Below are 18,144 nucleotides of genomic sequence, written 5' to 3' on the forward strand. Positions count from 1 at the left end.
GGACGCTCCGTGATGGGGCAGGTCCGTACGGGCCGGTCAGGCGTGGACGACCTTGACGCCGGCCTCTTCGAAGGAATGGGTGTCGGCGCTCGCGTCCGTGACGAGGATGTCGATCTCGCCGACGCCGCAGATCTTGGCGAAGGCGCGCTCGCCGAGTTTGGAGCTGTCCGCCGCGACGACGACCCGCTCCGCGCGTATCGCCATCTGCCGGTTGATGCTCGCCTCGTCCTCGTTGTGGCAGGTGGCGCCGCGTTCGACGTCGAGGCCGCTCACGCCCAGGAAAGCGATGTCCAGCGTGACCTGGTCGAACACGCCGTTGGCGAGCGGGCCGACCAGCTCGTACGACTGCGGCAGCGCGACCCCGCCGGTCAGGACGATCTTCACGTGCGGGCGTACGACGAGCTCGTTGGCGATGTTGAGCGCGTTGGTCACGATCGTGATGGCGGGTGAGCCGTTCTCGGCGTGCAGGTCGGCTCGTGTGGCGAGGGCGCGCGCCAGCTCGGTCGTGGTCGTGCCGCCGTTGACGCCGATGACCGCGCCGGGCTGTACGAGCTCGGCGGCGGCCGCCGCGATGCGCTGTTTCTCCGAGGCGCGGCGTGCGCTCTTGTAGCGCAGCGGCAGGTCGTAGGTGACCGTGTGCGCGACCGCGCCGCCTCGGGTGCGGGTCAGCATCTGCTGCTGCGCGAGCTGGTCGAAGTCGCGGCGGATGGTCGCGGTCGAGACGGTCAGCTCGGCGGCCGCCTCCTCGACGCTGAGACGCCCCCGGCTCGCCAGGAGCGACAGCAGGTCGTTCCAGCGCTCGTATCTGCTCACCCGCGCCTCCCTCCGCAAGTTGCTCAGTGCGGTAGGCAGGGTGCAGGTCAACGATTAGACCACTTGCCGTGCCTGAGCTTTAATGATCGTACATCGCCCCGACCGCGCACGAATGAACATGTTGCGGGAGTGAAGGGAGTGTTCCCCCGAAGTGCGGGCGTACGGCGGGGTCAGGGCAGGAGCCACTCGCCGGTGCTGACGCTGACCAGGCCGTTCCGCGCGGCGACGATGACGGCCTCTCGCTGGGAGTGGACCCCGAGCTTGGTCAGGACGCTCTGCACGTGGCTGCGGGCGGTACTGCGGGTGATCTTCATGCTGCGGGCGAGGCCGGCGGTGTTCTCGCCGCGGACGAGGCGGGTCAGCACCTCGCGTTCGCGGGGCGTGAGGTAGTCGGCGAGCCGCTGCGCCTCGGTGCGGGCGCGGGACGGGAGCCCGGCCGTCTCCGGGTCGACGACCACCTCGCCGGCGTGCACCCGGGTCAGCAGGTCGGCGATCTCGCCGGCCTGCTGCCCCTTGTGGGCGACGCCGCGTACCCCGGCGGCCAGGGCCGCCTCGACCGTCCCGGGGTCCGCCGAACCGGTCAGCACCACGAACCGGGTCTGCGGCGCGGCCGCGACCAGCGTCGGCAGGGTGCTCAGCACCGAGCCGGTGGGGAACTGCAGGTCGATCAGGCACACGTCGGCGCGTACCTCCGGCAGCAGCCGCAGGACGGCGTCGGGGGAGTAGACCACGCCGACCACGGCGTGCCCCTTCTCGCGCAGCACGACGGCGAGCGAGTCGGCGAACACGGCGTGGTCGTCGCAGATGAGAACCCTCATGGACGGTCCGCAGCGGGCAGCAGGATCCGCACTCGCGCCCCGCCGAGCTCGCAGCCCCGCATCTCGATCATGCCTCCGTACTCGGAGATCAGGTCGTTCACGATGCCCAACCCGAGCGAGGCCAGGCCGCTCGTCCCGGCACCGAATCCCGGGCCGTCGTCGTCGACCTGGACGAATGCCCAGCCCGACTCGACGCCCACGAGGACCTCGACGCGTTCCCGGGCGATCCGGTGGGCGTTGTCCAGGACGTTGCGTACGGCGCGCCACAGCGCGAGCGGATCGATGTGCGCCCAGGCCGGGCCGCCGGCGAACCCGACGCGGCGCGGCGAGGACAGCCGCAGGCCGGCGGCGATCTCGCCGACGAGCCGGTCCACCCGGACCCGCTCCGGGCCGACCGGCACCTGCCCCTCCTCTTCGGCGTCGAGCTGCCGTAGCAGGTGGTCGAGCCAGCGCGTCTCACCGAGCAGCGCCTCGACGCGTTCCCGGCTGGCGGGGCCGATGTCGTCGGAGACCGCGACGGCGGACGCGAGCATGATGATCGTGCCGAGTTCGTGGCGGATGTCGTGGCGGATCCGGCGGCGCCAGAGCGTCGGGTCGCCGGTCTCGGGGTCGCGGGCCGGCGATTCGGGGTTCGTGACGCAGCCGACGAGCGCGGATGGGTTCGGCGGCGACGATCGAGCCTGCGCACTGATCATTTAAGACCCCCGTCTCAAAGTATGTGGACGACCGTATCGACGGTCACCCTGTAAGACGCGGGTGTCCAGGTGAGTGGCCGCAACCAGACCGGACCTGGCCACAGGTGGTCATGGCGTCACTGTGCGTGAACCGTGCTTGTAATCCGGGCGTCTCAGCGCATACGTGCGTCAGGGCGGCGACCCGTCGTGCGGATCGGCGGGGGTGACCCCGGCGCGCATGGCGATCGTGATGGCCTCCACCGTCGAATGCGCACCGAGCTTGGCCAGCAGATTCTGCGTGTGGGTGCGCACCGTGTTGGCCGACAGGCCGAGCCGGTCCGCGATCCACGTCCGGTTCAGCCCGTCCACCATGCCCTGTAAAACGTCGCGTTCGCGGGGCGTGAGCCGGGCCAGGACGCCTTCGGTCGCCTCGTTCGTGGTGAGTAACCGGCGGAGCACGTCGCCGAGGACGTCCGGCGGGATCCAGCCGCCCCGACCCGCCGCACCGCGCACCACCCGCGCGACGAGGTCGGCGCTCTCCGTCTTCGGCACCCAGGCGACCGCGCCGTGCCGCAGCGCGGTCACCATGGGGGCCAGGTCGGTGATCGCGCTGAGGATCACGACGCGTACGGGCGGGTGGCGGCGGCGCAGGAGGTCGAGCATGTCGAGCCCGCTCTCCTCGCCGAGAACGAAGTCGAGCACGACGACGTCGGGAGCCTCGGTGGCGACCAGCGCGGAGGCACGCCGGACGTCGCCCGCGACGGGCAGCACCTCAAGGTCGGGTTCCGCGGCCAGCCGGGCCGCGAGCGCCTCGGCGAACAGCGCGTGATCATCGACGATGAGGACACGGATGGACCTCATGGCTCGAGGATGGCCGAACCAGAGCCGTCACAGATCCCGCATTTGACGGAGACGGCCCGATGTAATCGGACTAGGAACGCAGCCGGACGGAGATCCACCGGCCACGCCCTAGAAGCCCTTCAGGGTGACCGGGAACTCCATCACGCCGCGGACGAAGGCGTTGGGGAGGATGCGCGGCCCCTCGGCGTCGGCCCAGGCGGCGGAGGCGACCCGCGCCAGGAACTCCTCGAAGAAGATCCGCAGCTCGAGCCGGGCGAGGGCCGCGCCGAGGCAGAAGTGGGAGCCCAGCCCGAAGGCGATGTGGCCGCCGGGCTCGCGGGTCACGTCGAACACCTCGGGCCGGGTGAAGACCGCCTCGTCCCGGTTCGCGGACCCGTACATGAGGAGCACCTGGGAACCCGCCGGCACGGTGACGCCCGCGACCGTCGCCTCCCGGGAGGAGACGCGGCACATGTTGAGCACCGGAGTCGTCCAGCGGACGAACTCCTCGATCGCGTCGGACAGCAGGACGGGGTGCCGGCGCAACAGCTGCCACTGGTCCGGGTGGCGGATCAGCGCGTCGATCGCCGTGGCGATCACGGTCCGGGTCGTCTCGGCTCCACCGATGAGCAGGAGCAGGGCCTCGTGCGCCAGGCGGTCGTCGTCGTACTCCTCCGAGGCGCACCACACCGACAGCAGGTCGTCGGCCGGGCACGAACGCCGGTCCTGCGCCATGCCGACCACGACCTCGCCGTACTCGCCGGCCGCGATCGCGGCCTCCTCCGTGACGTATCGTCGCCCGCCGCCGGCGACCACCGCGGTCGCCGACCAGTGCACGAGCTTCGGCCACGCGTCCTCGGGGAAGCCCAGCAGCCAGCCGATCATCCGGGCCGGCAGCGGCGCGGCCAGGGCCGGCACCGCGTCGACCGTTCCGGCGGCGAGCGCGGTATCGATCAGCTCGACCGCCGTCGCCCGGATCCGGTCCGCGTAGTGGGCGACGCCGCGCGGGGTGAACCGCCGGTACACCACGCGACGCCGCCGGGCGTGCTCGGGATCGTCGGTGCCGATCATGGAGGGGTCGGCGGCGATCTGCGGGCGGTAGCCGCCGGAGCTGGTCCACAGGCGCGGGTCGCGTTCGATGTCGCGGATGTCGGCGTGCCGGGAGACGCCCCAGAGGCCGTTGGCCGCGTCGTGGTAGACGGGTGCCTCCCGCCGCAGCCACGCGTAGACCCCCGAAGGGTCGCCGGCGTACATCTCCCCGTCGAGTAGATCGATCTCCACGCCGCTTCTCCTCCGCGAGAGGGGACACCGCTCTCGCCAGAGTAGCGAGCGAACCAAGCAAGCGATAGGCCGATTTTCGTGAGAGTTGAAACGTCAAGCGATACGGAACGACTTGTGTGACCCTTTCGTCGAATGTTCCGTTCGTTACTCCCGATTCCTTTGAGGTGACAATGTTCGCTCGCGCAGTCGGCGCGTCCATCGCTCTCGCGGCGGCCGGAATGACGCTCGCGGCCTGCGGGTCCTCGCAGCCTTCCTCCACGGCCCGCGCCGCGGGGAACCACCAGCCCGTCCAGGCCGCCGCCCCGGCGGCCGGGCTGGACGCCGCCGCCCACGGGCGGCTCAAGCTCTACGAGTTCCGCACGACGGGCGGGAAGGGCTACTTCTACACGGCCAACCCGACAGAAGCGGTCAACGCCGTAAAGAAGTACAAGTTCACGCAGATCAAGCACAATTTGGGCTACGTGTACCGCAAGCCGTTCAAGGGCTCGGTCACGCTGTACCGGCTGCGGTTCACGCCGTTCTCCTCCTACATCGTCACCATCTCCACCAAGGAGCGCGACAAGCTGGTGCGCTCCGGCAGGTTCGTGTACGAGGGCGTCCTGGGCTACGCCTCCAAGAGCCCGGCCAAGAAGGTGCTGCTCTGGCGCGTCGCCAGGAACAACCAGTGGCGCGTCGTCACCAAGGCCGAGTCCAAGGCGCTCGTCAGGAAGGGCTGGCACTCGGACGGCCCGGTCGGCTATGTGTGGAAGTCCGCCTGACGAGTGCCCCCGATGGAGGCGACATGGACTTCGCTGAGACGCTCCCGCTGCCGGACGGGTCGGCCTCGCCGACCGGAGTCCCGGCCGCACCCGGCGTCTGCGTCGGTTCCCTCGACGACGGCGAGGAGAGCTACGGCACGTACGGCGTCCGCAGCGTCGAGGACCCGGTCCCGGTCACCGCGGACACGCTCTTCCGTGTCGCCTCCATCAGCAAACTGATCACCGCCACCGCGCTCACTCGTCTCGGCGTCGGCCCGGACACCCTCGTGCGCGACCACCTCCCGGACTTCCGGGTCGCCGATCCGGCGGCCGGCGAGCAGGTCACCGTACGGGACCTGCTGACCCACCGGTCGGGCTGGGCGCCGGACGGGGCCGCGCACCGTCCCGCCGACGAACTCGACGCCGGCGCGCTGGCCCGCGCGGTCGCCGACCTGGCGACCGCGCCCCAGATCTTCCCCCTGCGCGGCTTCCACGGGTACAGCAACTCTGGCTTCATCGTCCTCGCGCGGATCGTCGAGGTCGTGGCCGGGGAGCCGTACGAGTACGCCGCGCGCCGGCTGGTGTTCGACCCGGCGGGGATGGAGCGTTCCACCTTCTTCACCGACGAGGCGGTCACGTACCCGATCGCGCTCGGCCACCGGGGCGATCCGCCTCGGGTCGTACGGCCGTGGGGCCGGTCGCGGGCCCGCAACGGCGCCGGGGGTCTCCTCACCAGCGCCCGCGACCTCATCGCGTTCTGCCGCCACATGCTGGCCGAGCCGCACGGCATGTGGGAGCCCCTCGCCGGCGCCTCCCGGCCGGGCGAGCACGTCGGCACCGGCTGGTGGATCCGCGACCTGCCCGGAGGGAGACGGACGGTCGGGCACCCCGGCCAGACCGTGGGCTACACGGCGCGCCTGACGATCCTCCCCGACAGCGGGCGCGCGCTCGTGATCCTCGCCAACTCCGAGGCCGCCGGGGCCGCCCTCGCGAAGATCACCGAGGAAACGCTCGGGCTCCCGGCCCGGGACGAACCGGCGGAATACGTCCAGGCGCCCGACGTCCGTGACCATCTCGGCGTCTACACCGACGGCACGGAGGACGTTCGGGTCGACGGGATCGGCGACGGCGTCGTCCTGTCCGGCGACGAGACGGGCCGGATCCGCTTCACCGGCCCCGACGAGGGCCGCGACGAGGGCGGCATGCCCGTCCGCTTCGTCCGCGCCGACGGCGAGGTCACCTGGCTCCGCCTCGGCGACCGCGTCCTCCGCCGCCACCCCCTCTGAGGAGAGGGCGGTCAGGCGACGGTGCCGGTGGCGCGGAGGGCGGCGATCTCCTCGGCGGTGAGGCCGAGATCGGCCAGGGCGGCGTCGGTGTGCTCGCCGGGCCGTACGGGCGGGCGCGGCGTCTCCGCCTCGGTGCGGCTGAAGCGCGGTGCCGGGGCCGGCTGGGGCAGCCCGCCGAGCTCCACGAAGCCGGCGCGGGCCTGGTTGTGCGGGTGGGCGGGCGCCTCGCCGAGGCCGAGGACCGGCGCGACGCAGGCGTCGGTGCCGTCGAAGATCGCGGTCCACTCGTCACGGGTGCGCTGCTTGAAGATCTCCGTGAAGCGGGCGCGCAGCTCGGGCCAGCGCTCCTGGTCGAGCTGGGCGGGCAGGTCCTCGCCCTCCAGGCCGAGCCCGCGCAGCAGGGCGGCGTAGAACTGGGGCTCGAGGGCGCCGACGCTCACGTACCGGCCGTCGGCCGTCTCGTACGTGTCGTAGAACGGCGCGCCGCCGTCGAGGAGGTTCGCGCCGCGTTCGTCGCGCCAGAGTCCCTGGCCGCGCATGCCGTGGATGAACGAGGTCAGCAGGGAGGCGCCGTCGACCATGGCGGCGTCGACGACCTGTCCCCGGCCGGACCGCGACCGCTCGTACAGTGCGGCGAGGACACCGAGCGCGAGGAGCATCCCGCCCCCGCCGAAGTCGCCGATGAGGTTGAGCGGTGGGACGGGCCGCTCGCCGGCGTGGCCGATCGGGTCGAGCGCGCCCGCGATGGCGATGTAGTTGATGTCATGCCCGGCCATCATGGCCATGGGGCCCTCCTGGCCCCAGCCGGTCATCCGGCCGTACACCAGGCGAGGGTTGCGTTCGAGGCAGGTGTCGGGGCCGAAGCCGAGGCGTTCGGTGACGCCGGGGCGGAAGCCCTCGACGAGGACGTCGGCCGACTCGAGGAGACGCAGGAGCACGTCGACGCCGGCCGGGTCCTTGAGGTTCAGGCCGATGGAACGGCGGCCACGGCTCAGCGGATCCGCGGTCGCCTCACCGCCGACGAGCGTCGCCGCGCCGGCAACACTGGACGGACGGTCGACGCGGAGCACGTCGGCACCCAGATCGGACAGCACCATGCAGGCGAACGGCGCAGGTGCCAGGCTCGCGATCTCGATGACGCGAACTCCGTGCAGTGGTCCCATGATCACCTCTCAGGTCGACGCTGCGGCTCACTCTAGAACCTGGTTCTAGAGCGCCGCGCGGCGACCTCCGGGTCCGGGCGTGGAACGAAGCCCGGACCGCGACGACGATGGGGGACCAAAGGGGACGTGGCGCGAGAGGGCCTCGCGCCGGCAGAGATCACAGTGCGTTGACGAACCTCGACAAGGAGTTGCCCGCCGACATCAGCCCGCCGAGTGCGTTGTGCACCACGTGGGCTGCGCCATTGGGGGAATTCAGCAGGTAGAAGATGACAAAGGCTATAAGTGCCCAGGTCAGGTACTTCTTCATTGGCGCTCCCGCCTCCCATCGAACGCCGCTATTGTCGCCCATCTGTGGCGCGGACGGCAGTCATTCGTGTCCAGTCGTTCCACCGGCCGGGCCGCCCCGGTGGGCGACCGCCCTCGCGGCCGTACGTCTCCTCCAGTTGAGTATCACCGCTTCCCTGTGTTCTGTCGCGTGTCAACTCTGACACACATACGTACGTCAGGACGACGGGAAGCCCGGACCTTTTGCCGCGTTCCATTCAACGAATCGGACGTACCGGGCATGCCTCCGCGGGGCCTCTCCCATCGGCCGGGTCGTCCTCGCGGCGACCAGGGAGGAAGCCGTACGGCCAGGTGACCACGCGCCGACGATTCTCTCGTCGCGCCGGTCCTCCCGTGGAAGACATGAGGTGTTCACCCGGGGGAGAGCGCACGCCCCGGAGCGCCGCTTCTCCGGCGTGACGCTCGCCACACGCATACCCCGCCGACGTACACCCGGAGGTGACGGAATGCATAGGGAGCCCCCCGTTGGGTAGTTGATCGGGTGCTGTGGCATGGCTCAGGGGGTGCCGTGTCCGGGGGAACAGCCAGTGCGACACAGAGACCAGACGATTCGGCAGCGCGCCACCGTCATCGCGATGACGGTGACGGGGGTCGTCGCCGTGCTGGTCTACATCGGGCTGCTGGCTCTCATCCAGTACCGGGTGGTGAGCGGTCTCACGACCGACCTGACGTTCACCAGCCGGCAGATCGCGGCGCTCGCCCGCGCCGGGCAGCTCACGAACCCGGTCATCACCGGTGGCCATCAGCTGGTCCAGGTCCAGAACGACCAAGGTCAGGTCGTCGCCGCCACGAGGAGTGTCTCCGGGCTGCCCGCGCTGCACGCCCGGCGGCCCGCCGACGGGGGGCGCATCGAGCAGCGCGTGTGCGTCGACCCGCGGCACTGCCTCATGGTCGTCTCCCAGCGGGTGCCCGGCCCCGGGCAGGCGCTCACGATCCACGCGATCGCTCCGGAGCCGGGACTCTTCCCGCGCCCCGGCCTGGCCGTCCTGCTGGCGCTCGGCATCCCGGTCAGCATCGGAGCGGGAGGCGTCTGGCGGTGGTGGGCCGCCGGACGGCGGTTGCGGCCGGTCGAGGCGCTGCGCGACGAACTCGACGCGATCAACGTGGCCGATCTGAGACGCCGGGTGTCGCTGCCGCCCCGCCGGGACGAGTTCTACTGGCTGGCGATGGCCGTCAACGCGACCCTCGACCGGCTGGAGGCGGCCGTGGAACAGCAGCGTCGCCTGGTCTCCGACGTCTCCCACGACCTGCGCAGCCCGATCGCCGGCCTGCGCGCCGAACTGGAGATCGCGCTGCTCGACCCGGAGGGCACCGACCTGCGGGAGGCGCTCGCCAGAACGCTGCAGAACACCGAACGCCTGCAGAACATCGTCACCGAACTGCTCGCGCTGGCCCGCCGCGACGCGGGCCTGCCGAGCCGCAACGGCCCCGTCGACCTCGGCGACCTGGCCGAGCGCGAAGTGCGTCGCGTTCCCCGGCGGATCACCGCGAAGGTGATCGCCGAGCCCGGAGTGGTGGCCCGAGCGAACCGGCTGGACGTCAGCCGCGTGCTCACCAACCTGCTGGACAACGCCGCCCGGCACGCCGAGTCGGAGGTCACCGTCACCGTACGGCGGGGGAACGGCGAGGCCGTCCTCGAGGTCTGCAACGACGGCAAGCAGATCGCCCCGGCCGACCGGGAACGGATCTTTGATCGGTTCACCCGGCTGCCCGAGGCCCGGGAGCGCGATCCGGCCGGCAGCGGGCTCGGGCTGGCGATCTCCCGGGAGATCGCCAGCGCGCACGGCGGCACCCTCATCCTCGGCGACTGCGACAAAGGTGCCTGCTTCGTGCTCACCCTTCCGCTGCTGACAGAGTTATCCCCATGAGTGCTGTGGTCTTCGATCTCGATGGGGTGCTCGTCGACTCCGAGCCGGTGTGGGAAGAGGTACGGCGGGCGTTCGTCGCCGACAACGGCGGGCAGTGGCAGCCCGACACCCAGCAGCGGCTGATGGGCATGAGCACGTCCGAGTGGGCCGCGTACCTGAGCGGCGAACTCGGCGTCCGGCTCCCAGCCGACGAGGTCGCCCGGGGCGTCGTGGCGCACATGGCCCGCCGGTACGAGGACGGCGGCGTCCCGCTGATGCCCGGGGCGGTCGACGCGGTACGCCGGCTCGCGGCCCGCTGGCCCCTCGGACTGGCCAGTTCCTCGCCGCGGGTGCTGATCGACGTCGTCCTCGACCGTACGGGGCTGACGGCGTCGTTCACGGCGACCGTGTCGACGGAGGAGGTGGCCCGCGGCAAGCCGGAGCCCGACGGCTATCTCCTGGCCGCGGAGCGGCTCGGCGTGGACCCGGCCGGTTGCGCCGCCGTGGAGGACTCCAGCAACGGCCTGCGGTCCGCGTACGCCGCCGGGATGCGCGTGATCGCCGTGCCCCATCCCCGTTACCCGCCCGCCCCGGACGCCCTCGCCCTCGCCACGTACGTCGCCGGGGACCTGGAGGATCTCACCGCCGAACGCCTCGCGGCCACGCTGAACGCCCGCTCCTGACCCACCCGGTCGCGTCGGTCGGGTCGGCGGATCGGATCGCGTCGGCCGGATCGCGTCGGTCGGGTCGGGTCGGGTCAGGTCGGCCGGATCGGGTCGGGTCGGCCGGGTCGGATCGGGTCGGGTCGGCCGGGTCGCGTCGGTCGGGTCGGCCGAATCGCAACGGCCGGGTCGCGTCGGCCGGGTCAGGCGGGTCGGCTCAGCTGGTCAGGCGGGCCCGGTCAGGTCGGCACGGCGGTCCAGGCGGTGAGGCCCTCCGGGGTGAGGAAGGCGTCGAAGGCCAGTTCCGAGGCGCCGATGAGGATCGCGTCCGTGCCGAGCGTGGTGGGCAGGACCGGTGGTGGCTGGTCGCGGCGGAAGGCCATCAGGCCGTCGCGGTAGGCGTCCGCGAACGTCTCCGCCCCCTGTGCGTGGAGCCGCGTCCCCAGGCCCGACACTGTCACCCGCTGCGGGTCGAGCGCGTTGACGAGCGCGGCCGTCCCCGTTCCGAAGGCACGGGCGACCTCCTCGAGCGCGGCGGCGCAGCCGGGATCGCCGTCGGCGGCCCCGGTCAGGACCCGTGCGGCGTCGGCCCGGCCCCGTCCCGGCTCCACGCTGGTGCCCGTCGCCCGTAGCAGGGCGGTCGCGCCGACCTGGAGCGCCCAGCAGCCGGTGGTGCCGCAGTCGCAGCGCAGGTCGGATCCGAGCAGTGGCATGTGGCCGAACTCCCCGGCGGTGCCCCGCGCGCCGTGCAGGGGGTCTCCGTCGACGAGCAGCGCGCCGCCGAGGTCGAAGTCCACGTGCAGGTGCAGGCCGATGGCGGTGCCGTGCAGCGCGCCGCGCCGGGCCTCGGCCAGACCGGCGAGGGTGGCGTCGTTGCCGATCAGGACCGGCAGCGCGCCGGCGCGCAGGATGTCGGTCGCCGGGACGTCGCGCCAGGACAGGTGCGGGATGTCGACGACTCTGCCGTCGCGGATGGGGCCGGGTATCGCGACGCCGACACCCACGACCCGCCGCCCGAGCTCGGCCAGATGCCGGTCGATCGCCGCGGCCAGCCCGCCCAGTACGGCCTCCGGCGGATAGACGGGATGCGGTTGTTCCTCTCGTACGGCGAGGGCGCCGCCGAGCTCGGCGGTGGCGATCGTCCAGCCGTCCTCGCGCAGGTCGACGGCGAGGGCCAGCGGTCCTTCGGGATGGGGGCCGAGGATGGCGGTCGGGCGGCCCCGGGTCCGCTGCGGCGCCGGCCGCTCCAGTGCCAGTCGTGCGTCGGTGAGGTCGGCCACCAGGACGGCGGCCGTCCCGCGAGCGAGTGCGAGGTCGCGGGTCAGCTCCGAGCGCGTGGCCTCGCCGCCTCGATCGTGTGCGGCCCGGAGGAGGCGCAGCAGGTTGTGGAGGCGGAGTTCGCCGCTGGTCGTCGCTCCGGTCACCGCACGCACCCATCGATTGTGGCAGGCCGCTCTCCTCCATTATGTTCTAGCCAAGAGCAAATTAGGAGGATCCGTGATCGATCCCGTGGCCAGGCGCGCCCGCGTCGGCGTCTTCTCCTACTTCGGCCTGTGCGGCACGACCGTGGGCATCTGGGCCGCGAGCCTGCCCGCCCTCGCCGACCGGCTGGACCTGAGCTCCGGACGGACCGGCACCGCGCTCCTCGTGGTCTCCCTCACGGCACTCGTGTCGATGCAGTTCGCGGGCCGGATGTCCGACCGCTGGTCGAGCCGCTGGCTCACCTGGGCGGCCGGCCCCCTCCACGCGTTCCTCCTGCTCGGACCGGCGCTCGCGGGTTCCTTTCCGGCGCTCCTCGTCGGCGCCGTCATCTTCGGCGTCGGCTTCGGACTGCTCGAAGTCGGCATGAACGCGCACGCCGTCGAGGTCGAGGTCCGCTACGACCGGCCGATCATGTCGGCGTTCCACGGCATGTGGAGTCTCGGCGGTGCCGCCGGCGGCCTCGTCACGGCGGCCGCGCTGCGCGCCGGCCTCGGTGTCGAGACGCTCCTGGTCGGGACGGCGCTCACCATGACGGTGTTGTTCCTGCTCCCCGCCCGCCTGCTCCTGCCCGGGGGCGGCGCCGCGCCGTCTCCCGAGCCGGCCGCCGCTCCGAGGCGCGGCCGTATCTCGGGGGCGATCGTGCTGCTGGGCGCGGTGATGCTCGCGGGCGCGATCTGCGAGGGCGGCGCGATGGACTGGGCGGCGATGCACGCCCGCCGGGTGCTCGGCGCGACGGCCGACCTCGCACCCCTGTCGTTCACGGTCTTCTCGGTGGCCATGACCACCGTACGGCTCCTCGGAGACCGGCTGCGGGGCCGGCTCGGGGCGGGCCGTACGCTCCGCCTGGCGGGCGCCCTGGCCGCCGTCGGCTACACGTTCGTGTTCGTGGCCCCGTCGGCCGGTTCCGCCGCGATGGGGTGCGCGTGGACGGGGTGGGTCCTCGTCGGCGTCGGCCTGGCGACGATCGTGCCGGTGGTGTTCAGCACGGCCGGGTCGGACCCGGACACGGCGGGCCGGACGATCGCGCTGCTGACCAGCTTCGGCTACGGCGGACTGCTGGCCGGGCCGGCGATCATCGGCCACCTGGCCGAGGCGACCTCCCTGCGGACGGCCCTGGCCCTCCCCGGCGTGCTCGCCGTCTTCGTCGCCCTGGCAGGCCCTCCGGCCATCACGGCCCTCACCGCCCGCCGTACGTCCACGCCCGAGCCCGCGGCCCTCGAGAGCGCCTAATGAGGCTCGTCACGGGAGTCAGGCCGACGCGCTCCACTCGGCGACCTCGACGCACGCTGTTCCTTGCTCCGTGCTCCGCGCGGACTTGCGCCATTCGGCGACCTCCACGCACGTTGTCCCTTGCTCCGTGCTTCGGCTGGACTTCCGCCATGCGATGCCGGTCAGGGTGTCCGGTCGATCCATGTCGCTCCCATCGCTCCGACGATCATGCCGATCGAGGCCTCGGCCGACAGGGCCGCGGCTCTCAGTTGATCGTAAGCCTCAACCGTGGCGGTGAGTTCTTCTCTTTCGTCGATTATTCGGGCCGTGCGTCCTCCACCTTCGACGAATGCCACGGGCGGTTGATCGACGAACTCCAGGATCGTGAACGGGCCGCTGGATGCCGGATAGGCGCCTGCGGTGAACGGGAGTATCTGCACGGTGATGTTCGGGCGTTTGGCGAGCTCCAGAAGCCGTGACAGCTGTACTTGCATGATCTCCACGCCGCCGATCGGCTGCTTGACGGCGCACTCATGCAGTACGGCCCAGATGTGGGGTGGGTCTGGTCGGTCGAGGATCGACTGGCGCTGGAGGCGTTCGGTGACGTCGGCCTCGATCCTCTCGGGGTGTTCGTTCGGGCGGGCGGCTCGCAGGAGTGCTCGCGCGTAGGCGTCGGTCTGGAACAGGCCCGGGATCACGTTCATGATCCAAAGGCTGATCTTGCCCGCCTGCTTCTCGAACTCGACGTAGTGGTCGAGCCAGTGAGGGGCCATTCTGGCGAGTTCGGCCAGGTGGGTGAGCATGGCGGGGAGGCCGAAGAGGGCGTCGGCGCGTTCGGGGAAGCCGTGCGGCGGGCTGCGGCGGGCGGTCTCGACGCTGGCGACGGTGGACAGGCCCCAGCCGAGCATGTCGGCCATCTGGTCCAGCGTCCAGCCGTTCGCCGTGCGGAGGCGGCGCACCTCCGCGCCGAAGAAGGCCGCCAGGGAGGCGGTGGGGTCGAGCTCGCGTGGGGGTGGCACTGAGCCCTCCTCGGTCGTACGACTCGGATGACCTCAGACTGTAACCAATCCACAGCGCTCCGTACTGAAGAACGGGTCAGGACGGGTCGCGCCACATGGGCCAGACGGGCGGGCCGCCGCCGGGCATGCGGATCTCCCCGGTGACCCGGAAGCCGAAGCGTTCGTAATAGGGGACGTTGCTGTCCTTGGACGACTCGAGGTAGGCGGGCAGCCGCTCGGCGTCGCAACGCGACAGACGAGACCTCAGCAGGGCGGAGCCGAGGCCGCGCCCCTGCGCCGACGGGTCGGTGCCGAGAACGGCGAGGTACCAGTGCGGCTCCGTCGGATGAACTCTCTCTATCTCGCCGAGGCCGCGCAGCACGGGCAGGGTCCGGGTGCCGAGGATGCGGATCAGGGTGGGCGCGCGGCGCAGCTGGACGGACAGCGGGATCTGCCATCGGCCCGGCGGATCCCACAGCGCGCCGGCCTGGATCGCGTCACCGTCCCCGGCGAGCTCGCTCGCACCCTTCGGCAGGTGCGCGTTGCGGAGGAGTACGGCGAAGAGCCGCGCCATGCGTTCCGGGTGGCGCGGGAACATCCACTGCCACACCGGGTCGTCGGCGAACGCACGGCCCAGCGCCGCGGACAGATCGTCGACGTCGTCTGAGGTCACGCTCCGGAGGGTGGCCATGGACACAGTGTTTCGTGCGACCATCGAGTCGTGAAGATCCTGATTCGGGTGGTAATCACCGCAGTCGCGCTGTGGGTGGCCACCTTGGTGGTCCATGGCATCGACGTGACGGCCGCGACGACTCCGCGCAAGGTGGGCACGCTGGTCGCCGTGGCCGTCGTCTTCGGCCTGATCAACGGCTTCCTCAAGCCGATCGTCAAAACCCTCGGGTGCCTGTTCTACGTGCTCACACTCGGGTTGTTCGCGCTGGTCGTGAACGGCCTGCTGCTGTGGCTGGCGAGCTGGGGCGCCGGGAAGCTGCACCTGCCGTTCCACGTGTCCGGCTTCTGGGCGGCGTTCTGGGGAGCGATCGTCGTCGGCCTGGTGAGCTGGCTGCTCAACCTCTTCGTCCACGACGACGAGGACTGACCGCTTCCTTTTTCAGCCTCACGGTGCCAGGCCGGCGTCCTTGAGGTGCTCGGTGTCGTTGAACGTGACGAGGCGGAGCTCCCCCTCCTCGCGGGCCCAGATGGTGAGCGAGCAGTTGGCCACCAGGGTGCGTTCCACATCGAGGAGCCGTTCTTCGGACAGGCGCTCGACGATGTAGCGCGTCAGGACGACGATCGCGTCGTGCGCGACGACGAGGACGCGGGCACCGGGGTGTTCGCGTTCGATGTCGGCGAGGACGCTGCGCAGCCGCAGCGCCACGTCGGCCCAGGACTCACCGGCGGGGGGCCGGTAGTAGAACTTCCCGAGCCGGCGCTTCTGTTCGACCTCCTCCGGATAGCGGGCCTGGATGCCGCGCTGCGTGAGGAGGTAGAGGACGCCGACCTCGCGGTCGCGCAGGCGCTCGTCCAGGATGATCGGCGGGGGATCGGGGAGCTGCTCGAGGGCGAGGCGCGCGGTGTCCCGCGCCCGGAGGTACGGCGAGGACAGGACGACCGTGGGCCGCTCGTCGGGGGGCAGTGCGGCCAGCCGGCGGCCGAGCGCCGTCGCCTGCTCCCGGCCGAGGCGGGACAGGGGGACGTCGGCGTCGCGCAGCGCGAGGTCGACCGCATGGAGCCCGTTGGCCTCGGCCTCCTGCCCGGCGACGTTGGCCGTGCTCTCGCCATGCCGGGCCATCGCCAGCCACTCGATTGATCTCACAGCATTGTGACCTTACCCGTACACCTCACGGCACGGGATGGGCCTGCCCGGGCTGCGTCGGCGAACCGGCCACGCGCGGCCGATCACGACGCATGCGGGCGCCACACTCCACACATCGAAGTCACTCTCTGTCGCTATCGCCGTTCAAAAAGTGATGCGACGACTAAATCGGGACTTTCTGTGGCAAAAGATGACCAAAGTGATTCAGTGGGGTAGGCTCGCCGCTGTTTCGGTCGTCTCGGGAGGACTATCAGTCGTATCAGTTGCCCATCGGGTGTGCAGGTTCACCTTTGGTTCGCGCAGAGAGCGTGCGCGGCTCAGGGGAGCCGATGACAGGGAGTGAGGTACGGCTTGGCGGCGAACGCATCCGGCTCGGATCGGCCCGGGTCGGACGGAGAGCACCTGCTTCAGCGGCTCTTCGGCACCGATCAGCGAGCCACCGGCTTCTACGACAGGCAGGTACGCGACCGCCTGAACCCGCGCATGCGGGAGTTCATCGGCAGCCAGGAAATGGCGTTCGTCGCGACCGCCGACGCCCAGGGCGAGTGTGACTGCACGTTCCGCGCCGGACCGCCCGGCTTCATCAAGGTCATCGACGAAGGAACCATCGCCTACCCGGAGTTCCATGGCAACGGTGTCATGGCCAGCCTCGGCAACATCGTCGAGAACGGGCACATCGGCGTCCTGATGATCGATTTCTTCAACGACCTCGTCGGGCTGCACGTCAACGGGCGGGCTCGCATCATCACCGCGGAGGCGGCGACGGCCTACGGGCTGTCCGACGACGAATCCGCATCGGGCCGTCGCGCTGAGCGGTGGGTCGTCGTCAGCGTCGAGGAGGCCTACATCCATTGCTCGAAGAACATTCCGCTCCTCAGGAAAGAAGACCGCAGGGCGCGGACGGCCGACAGGTCGGTACGTCCCGCTGGGGCCGGCTACTTCACCGGCGAGGCGTGGAAAGAGGCGGGGAAGAGCGAACCCCTGAGGACGCCACCGCCGGCGAGCCCGTCGCCGCTGACGCGAACGCCGGCGACCCCCCGGGACTCGCGCCCGTGAGCGTGGACACCGCCCTCCTGCGTGAGAGCTGGGGACTCGTCTCCGAGAGTCAGGAGAAGGTGGCCTCGCAGTTCTACGGCCTGCTCTTCTCGCGATATCCGCAGATACGCGCGTTGTTCCCGGCGGGGATGGACTCGCAGCGAGACCGGCTGGTCCAGGCCCTCACCTATGTGGTCCTCAACCTCGAGGACTCCGCGAGCGTGACCGCCTATCTCGGCGAACTCGCGAGGGACCATCGCAAGTTCGACGTGCGGCCGGAGCACTATCCCGCCGTCGGGCGGTGCCTGATCACCTCGATGCGGGCCGTCGCCGGTGAAGCGTGGAGGCAGGAGTTCAGCGACGCGTGGCTGGCGGCCTACGAACTGATCGCCACGGTCATGATCCAGGCCGCGGCGCAGGACGAGGCCTCCGCCCCTCCCTACTGGAACGCCCGGGTCATCGCCCACGAGCAGAGATCACCCGAGACCGCCGTCATCACGGTGGAGCCGGAGCAGCCCTACCCGTTCCTCGCCGGTCAGTACGCCACGATCCAGACCGCTCGCTGGCCGCGGATCTGGCGGGCGTACTCGATCGCGAACGCCCCGAACCCGGACAACCAGCTCACCTTTCACGTACGGCTGATTCCGGCCGGCTGGGTCAGCACCACCCTCGTCCGCCAGACGTCCGTCGGGGATCGGCTGATGCTCGGACCACCGCGGGGCATGATGACACTGCCCTCGCCGGTGCCGGAGAGGCTGCTGTGCCTCGCCGGGGGGACCGGGCTCGCCCCGCTCAAGGCGATCACCGAGGAGACGCTGCGGACGAGCAGCGCGGCCGACGTCACCTTGATCCACGGCGTGCGACGGCAGGCGGACTTCTACGACGTGGAGGACATGACGCGCCTGGCCACGGCGCACGGCCGGCTTCGCCTGATCGCGGCGATGTCGGACGACCCAGACCACCCGCCGAGCCGGACGGTCGCCGACGTCGTCGGGCGAGACCACGTCGAGGCGTGGCCCATGACATTCGTCTGCGGGCCCCCCGAGATGGTCCTGAGCACGCTCGACCTGCTCGCCCGCCTGGGCCTGCCCGGCGCACCGTATCCGGAGTGAACCGGACGCCGGCCAGATCATGCACC

20 protein-coding genes are annotated in these 18,144 nt (G+C 71.1%); 8 read left to right on the forward strand and 12 right to left on the reverse strand.

The genetic code is table 11. The annotated features are described in order from the left end of the window. Positions 1-36 precede the first annotated feature (36 nt). From ACYVF7_RS09785 to ACYVF7_RS09805, 5 genes are all read right to left on the reverse strand, one after another. Positions 37-813 carry a DeoR/GlpR family DNA-binding transcription regulator gene (locus ACYVF7_RS09785; protein WP_460338061.1) on the reverse strand — a complete coding sequence of 259 codons (777 nt, stop codon included), beginning with the start codon at positions 811-813 and terminating at the stop codon, positions 37-39. A 170-nt stretch (positions 814-983) separates the two neighbouring features. Then, the gene (locus tag ACYVF7_RS09790) at positions 984-1,631 is read right to left on the reverse strand and encodes a response regulator (RefSeq protein ID WP_460338062.1); all 648 of its coding nucleotides are present in this window, start codon (positions 1,629-1,631) and stop codon (positions 984-986) included. Then, on the reverse strand, positions 1,628-2,326 hold the full coding sequence (locus ACYVF7_RS09795) for a sensor histidine kinase (RefSeq protein WP_460338064.1): 699 nt from the start codon (positions 2,324-2,326) through the stop codon (positions 1,628-1,630). Before ACYVF7_RS09795 ends, ACYVF7_RS09790 begins: the two co-directional genes overlap by 4 nt. A 168-nt stretch (positions 2,327-2,494) precedes the next feature. Continuing rightward, positions 2,495-3,166: a response regulator gene (locus tag ACYVF7_RS09800; RefSeq protein WP_460338066.1), complete on the reverse strand. Its 672-nt coding sequence runs from the start codon at positions 3,164-3,166 to the stop codon at positions 2,495-2,497. A 108-nt stretch (positions 3,167-3,274) separates the two neighbouring features. Next, positions 3,275-4,426, reverse strand: a complete 1,152-nt coding sequence (locus ACYVF7_RS09805; protein WP_460338068.1) for a cytochrome P450 — start codon at positions 4,424-4,426, stop codon at positions 3,275-3,277. A 170-nt stretch (positions 4,427-4,596) separates the two neighbouring features. On the opposite strand from ACYVF7_RS09805, the gene ACYVF7_RS09810 reads away from it, so the two are divergent. Both ACYVF7_RS09810 and ACYVF7_RS09815 read left to right on the forward strand, forming a co-directional pair. Beyond that, a complete protein-coding gene (locus ACYVF7_RS09810) occupies positions 4,597-5,184 on the forward strand; it encodes a hypothetical protein (protein ID WP_460338070.1) in 588 nt (195 codons plus the stop codon). A gap of 23 nt (positions 5,185-5,207) precedes the next feature. After that, the gene (locus ACYVF7_RS09815; RefSeq protein ID WP_460338072.1) at positions 5,208-6,449 is read left to right on the forward strand and encodes a serine hydrolase domain-containing protein; all 1,242 of its coding nucleotides are present in this window, start codon (positions 5,208-5,210) and stop codon (positions 6,447-6,449) included. An 11-nt stretch (positions 6,450-6,460) separates the two neighbouring features. On the opposite strand, the gene ACYVF7_RS09820 is transcribed toward ACYVF7_RS09815, so the two are convergent. Continuing rightward, complete coding sequence (locus ACYVF7_RS09820; RefSeq protein ID WP_460338074.1) at positions 6,461-7,612, reverse strand: CaiB/BaiF CoA transferase family protein; 1,152 nt, start codon at positions 7,610-7,612, stop codon at positions 6,461-6,463. Between the two features lie 157 nt (positions 7,613-7,769). Further along, a complete protein-coding gene (locus ACYVF7_RS09825) occupies positions 7,770-7,919 on the reverse strand; it encodes a hypothetical protein (protein WP_345437644.1) in 150 nt (49 codons plus the stop codon). A 613-nt stretch (positions 7,920-8,532) separates the two neighbouring features. On the opposite strand from ACYVF7_RS09825, the gene ACYVF7_RS09830 reads away from it, so the two are divergent. Further along, positions 8,533-9,825, forward strand: a complete 1,293-nt coding sequence (locus ACYVF7_RS09830) for a sensor histidine kinase (RefSeq protein ID WP_460338076.1) — start codon at positions 8,533-8,535, stop codon at positions 9,823-9,825. After that, entirely contained in the window at positions 9,822-10,487 is a 666-nt protein-coding gene (locus ACYVF7_RS09835) for an HAD family hydrolase (protein WP_460338078.1), read from the forward strand. Before ACYVF7_RS09830 ends, ACYVF7_RS09835 begins: the two co-directional genes overlap by 4 nt. Before the next feature lie 218 nt (positions 10,488-10,705). Here the strand turns inward: ACYVF7_RS09835 and ACYVF7_RS09840 are convergent, their stop codons facing one another. Next, positions 10,706-11,899, reverse strand: a complete 1,194-nt coding sequence (locus ACYVF7_RS09840) for an ROK family protein (RefSeq protein ID WP_460338080.1) — start codon at positions 11,897-11,899, stop codon at positions 10,706-10,708. 64 nt (positions 11,900-11,963) lie between these two features. Between ACYVF7_RS09840 and ACYVF7_RS09845 the strand changes: the two genes are divergently transcribed. Then, the gene (locus ACYVF7_RS09845) at positions 11,964-13,178 is read left to right on the forward strand and encodes an MFS transporter (RefSeq protein ID WP_460338082.1); all 1,215 of its coding nucleotides are present in this window, start codon (positions 11,964-11,966) and stop codon (positions 13,176-13,178) included. 18 nt (positions 13,179-13,196) lie between these two features. Here the strand turns inward: ACYVF7_RS09845 and ACYVF7_RS09850 are convergent, their stop codons facing one another. The 3 genes from ACYVF7_RS09850 to ACYVF7_RS09860 form a co-directional block, all read right to left on the reverse strand. Further along, complete coding sequence (locus ACYVF7_RS09850; protein WP_460338083.1) at positions 13,197-13,361, reverse strand: DUF397 domain-containing protein; 165 nt, start codon at positions 13,359-13,361, stop codon at positions 13,197-13,199. After that, positions 13,340-14,176 carry a helix-turn-helix domain-containing protein gene (locus ACYVF7_RS09855; RefSeq protein ID WP_460338085.1) on the reverse strand — a complete coding sequence of 279 codons (837 nt, stop codon included), beginning with the start codon at positions 14,174-14,176 and terminating at the stop codon, positions 13,340-13,342. The genes ACYVF7_RS09850 and ACYVF7_RS09855 overlap by 22 nt, the downstream gene beginning before the upstream one ends. A gap of 76 nt (positions 14,177-14,252) precedes the next feature. Beyond that, positions 14,253-14,828: a GNAT family N-acetyltransferase gene (locus tag ACYVF7_RS09860; protein WP_460338087.1), complete on the reverse strand. Its 576-nt coding sequence runs from the start codon at positions 14,826-14,828 to the stop codon at positions 14,253-14,255. A gap of 48 nt (positions 14,829-14,876) precedes the next feature. On the opposite strand from ACYVF7_RS09860, the gene ACYVF7_RS09865 reads away from it, so the two are divergent. Then, positions 14,877-15,254 carry a phage holin family protein gene (locus tag ACYVF7_RS09865; protein ID WP_460338089.1) on the forward strand — a complete coding sequence of 126 codons (378 nt, stop codon included), beginning with the start codon at positions 14,877-14,879 and terminating at the stop codon, positions 15,252-15,254. A gap of 18 nt (positions 15,255-15,272) precedes the next feature. On the opposite strand, the gene ACYVF7_RS09870 is transcribed toward ACYVF7_RS09865, so the two are convergent. Then, entirely contained in the window at positions 15,273-15,971 is a 699-nt protein-coding gene (locus ACYVF7_RS09870) for a histidine phosphatase family protein (RefSeq protein WP_460338090.1), read from the reverse strand. Between the two features lie 351 nt (positions 15,972-16,322). Between ACYVF7_RS09870 and ACYVF7_RS09875 the strand changes: the two genes are divergently transcribed. After that, positions 16,323-17,027: a pyridoxamine 5'-phosphate oxidase family protein gene (locus ACYVF7_RS09875; RefSeq protein ID WP_460338092.1), complete on the forward strand. Its 705-nt coding sequence runs from the start codon at positions 16,323-16,325 to the stop codon at positions 17,025-17,027. Then, complete coding sequence (locus tag ACYVF7_RS09880; RefSeq protein WP_460338094.1) at positions 17,024-18,118, forward strand: globin domain-containing protein; 1,095 nt, start codon at positions 17,024-17,026, stop codon at positions 18,116-18,118. The genes ACYVF7_RS09875 and ACYVF7_RS09880 overlap by 4 nt, the downstream gene beginning before the upstream one ends. Positions 18,119-18,144: the final 26 nt, after the last annotated feature.

It is taken from the genome of Actinoallomurus acanthiterrae, assembly GCF_054775715.1.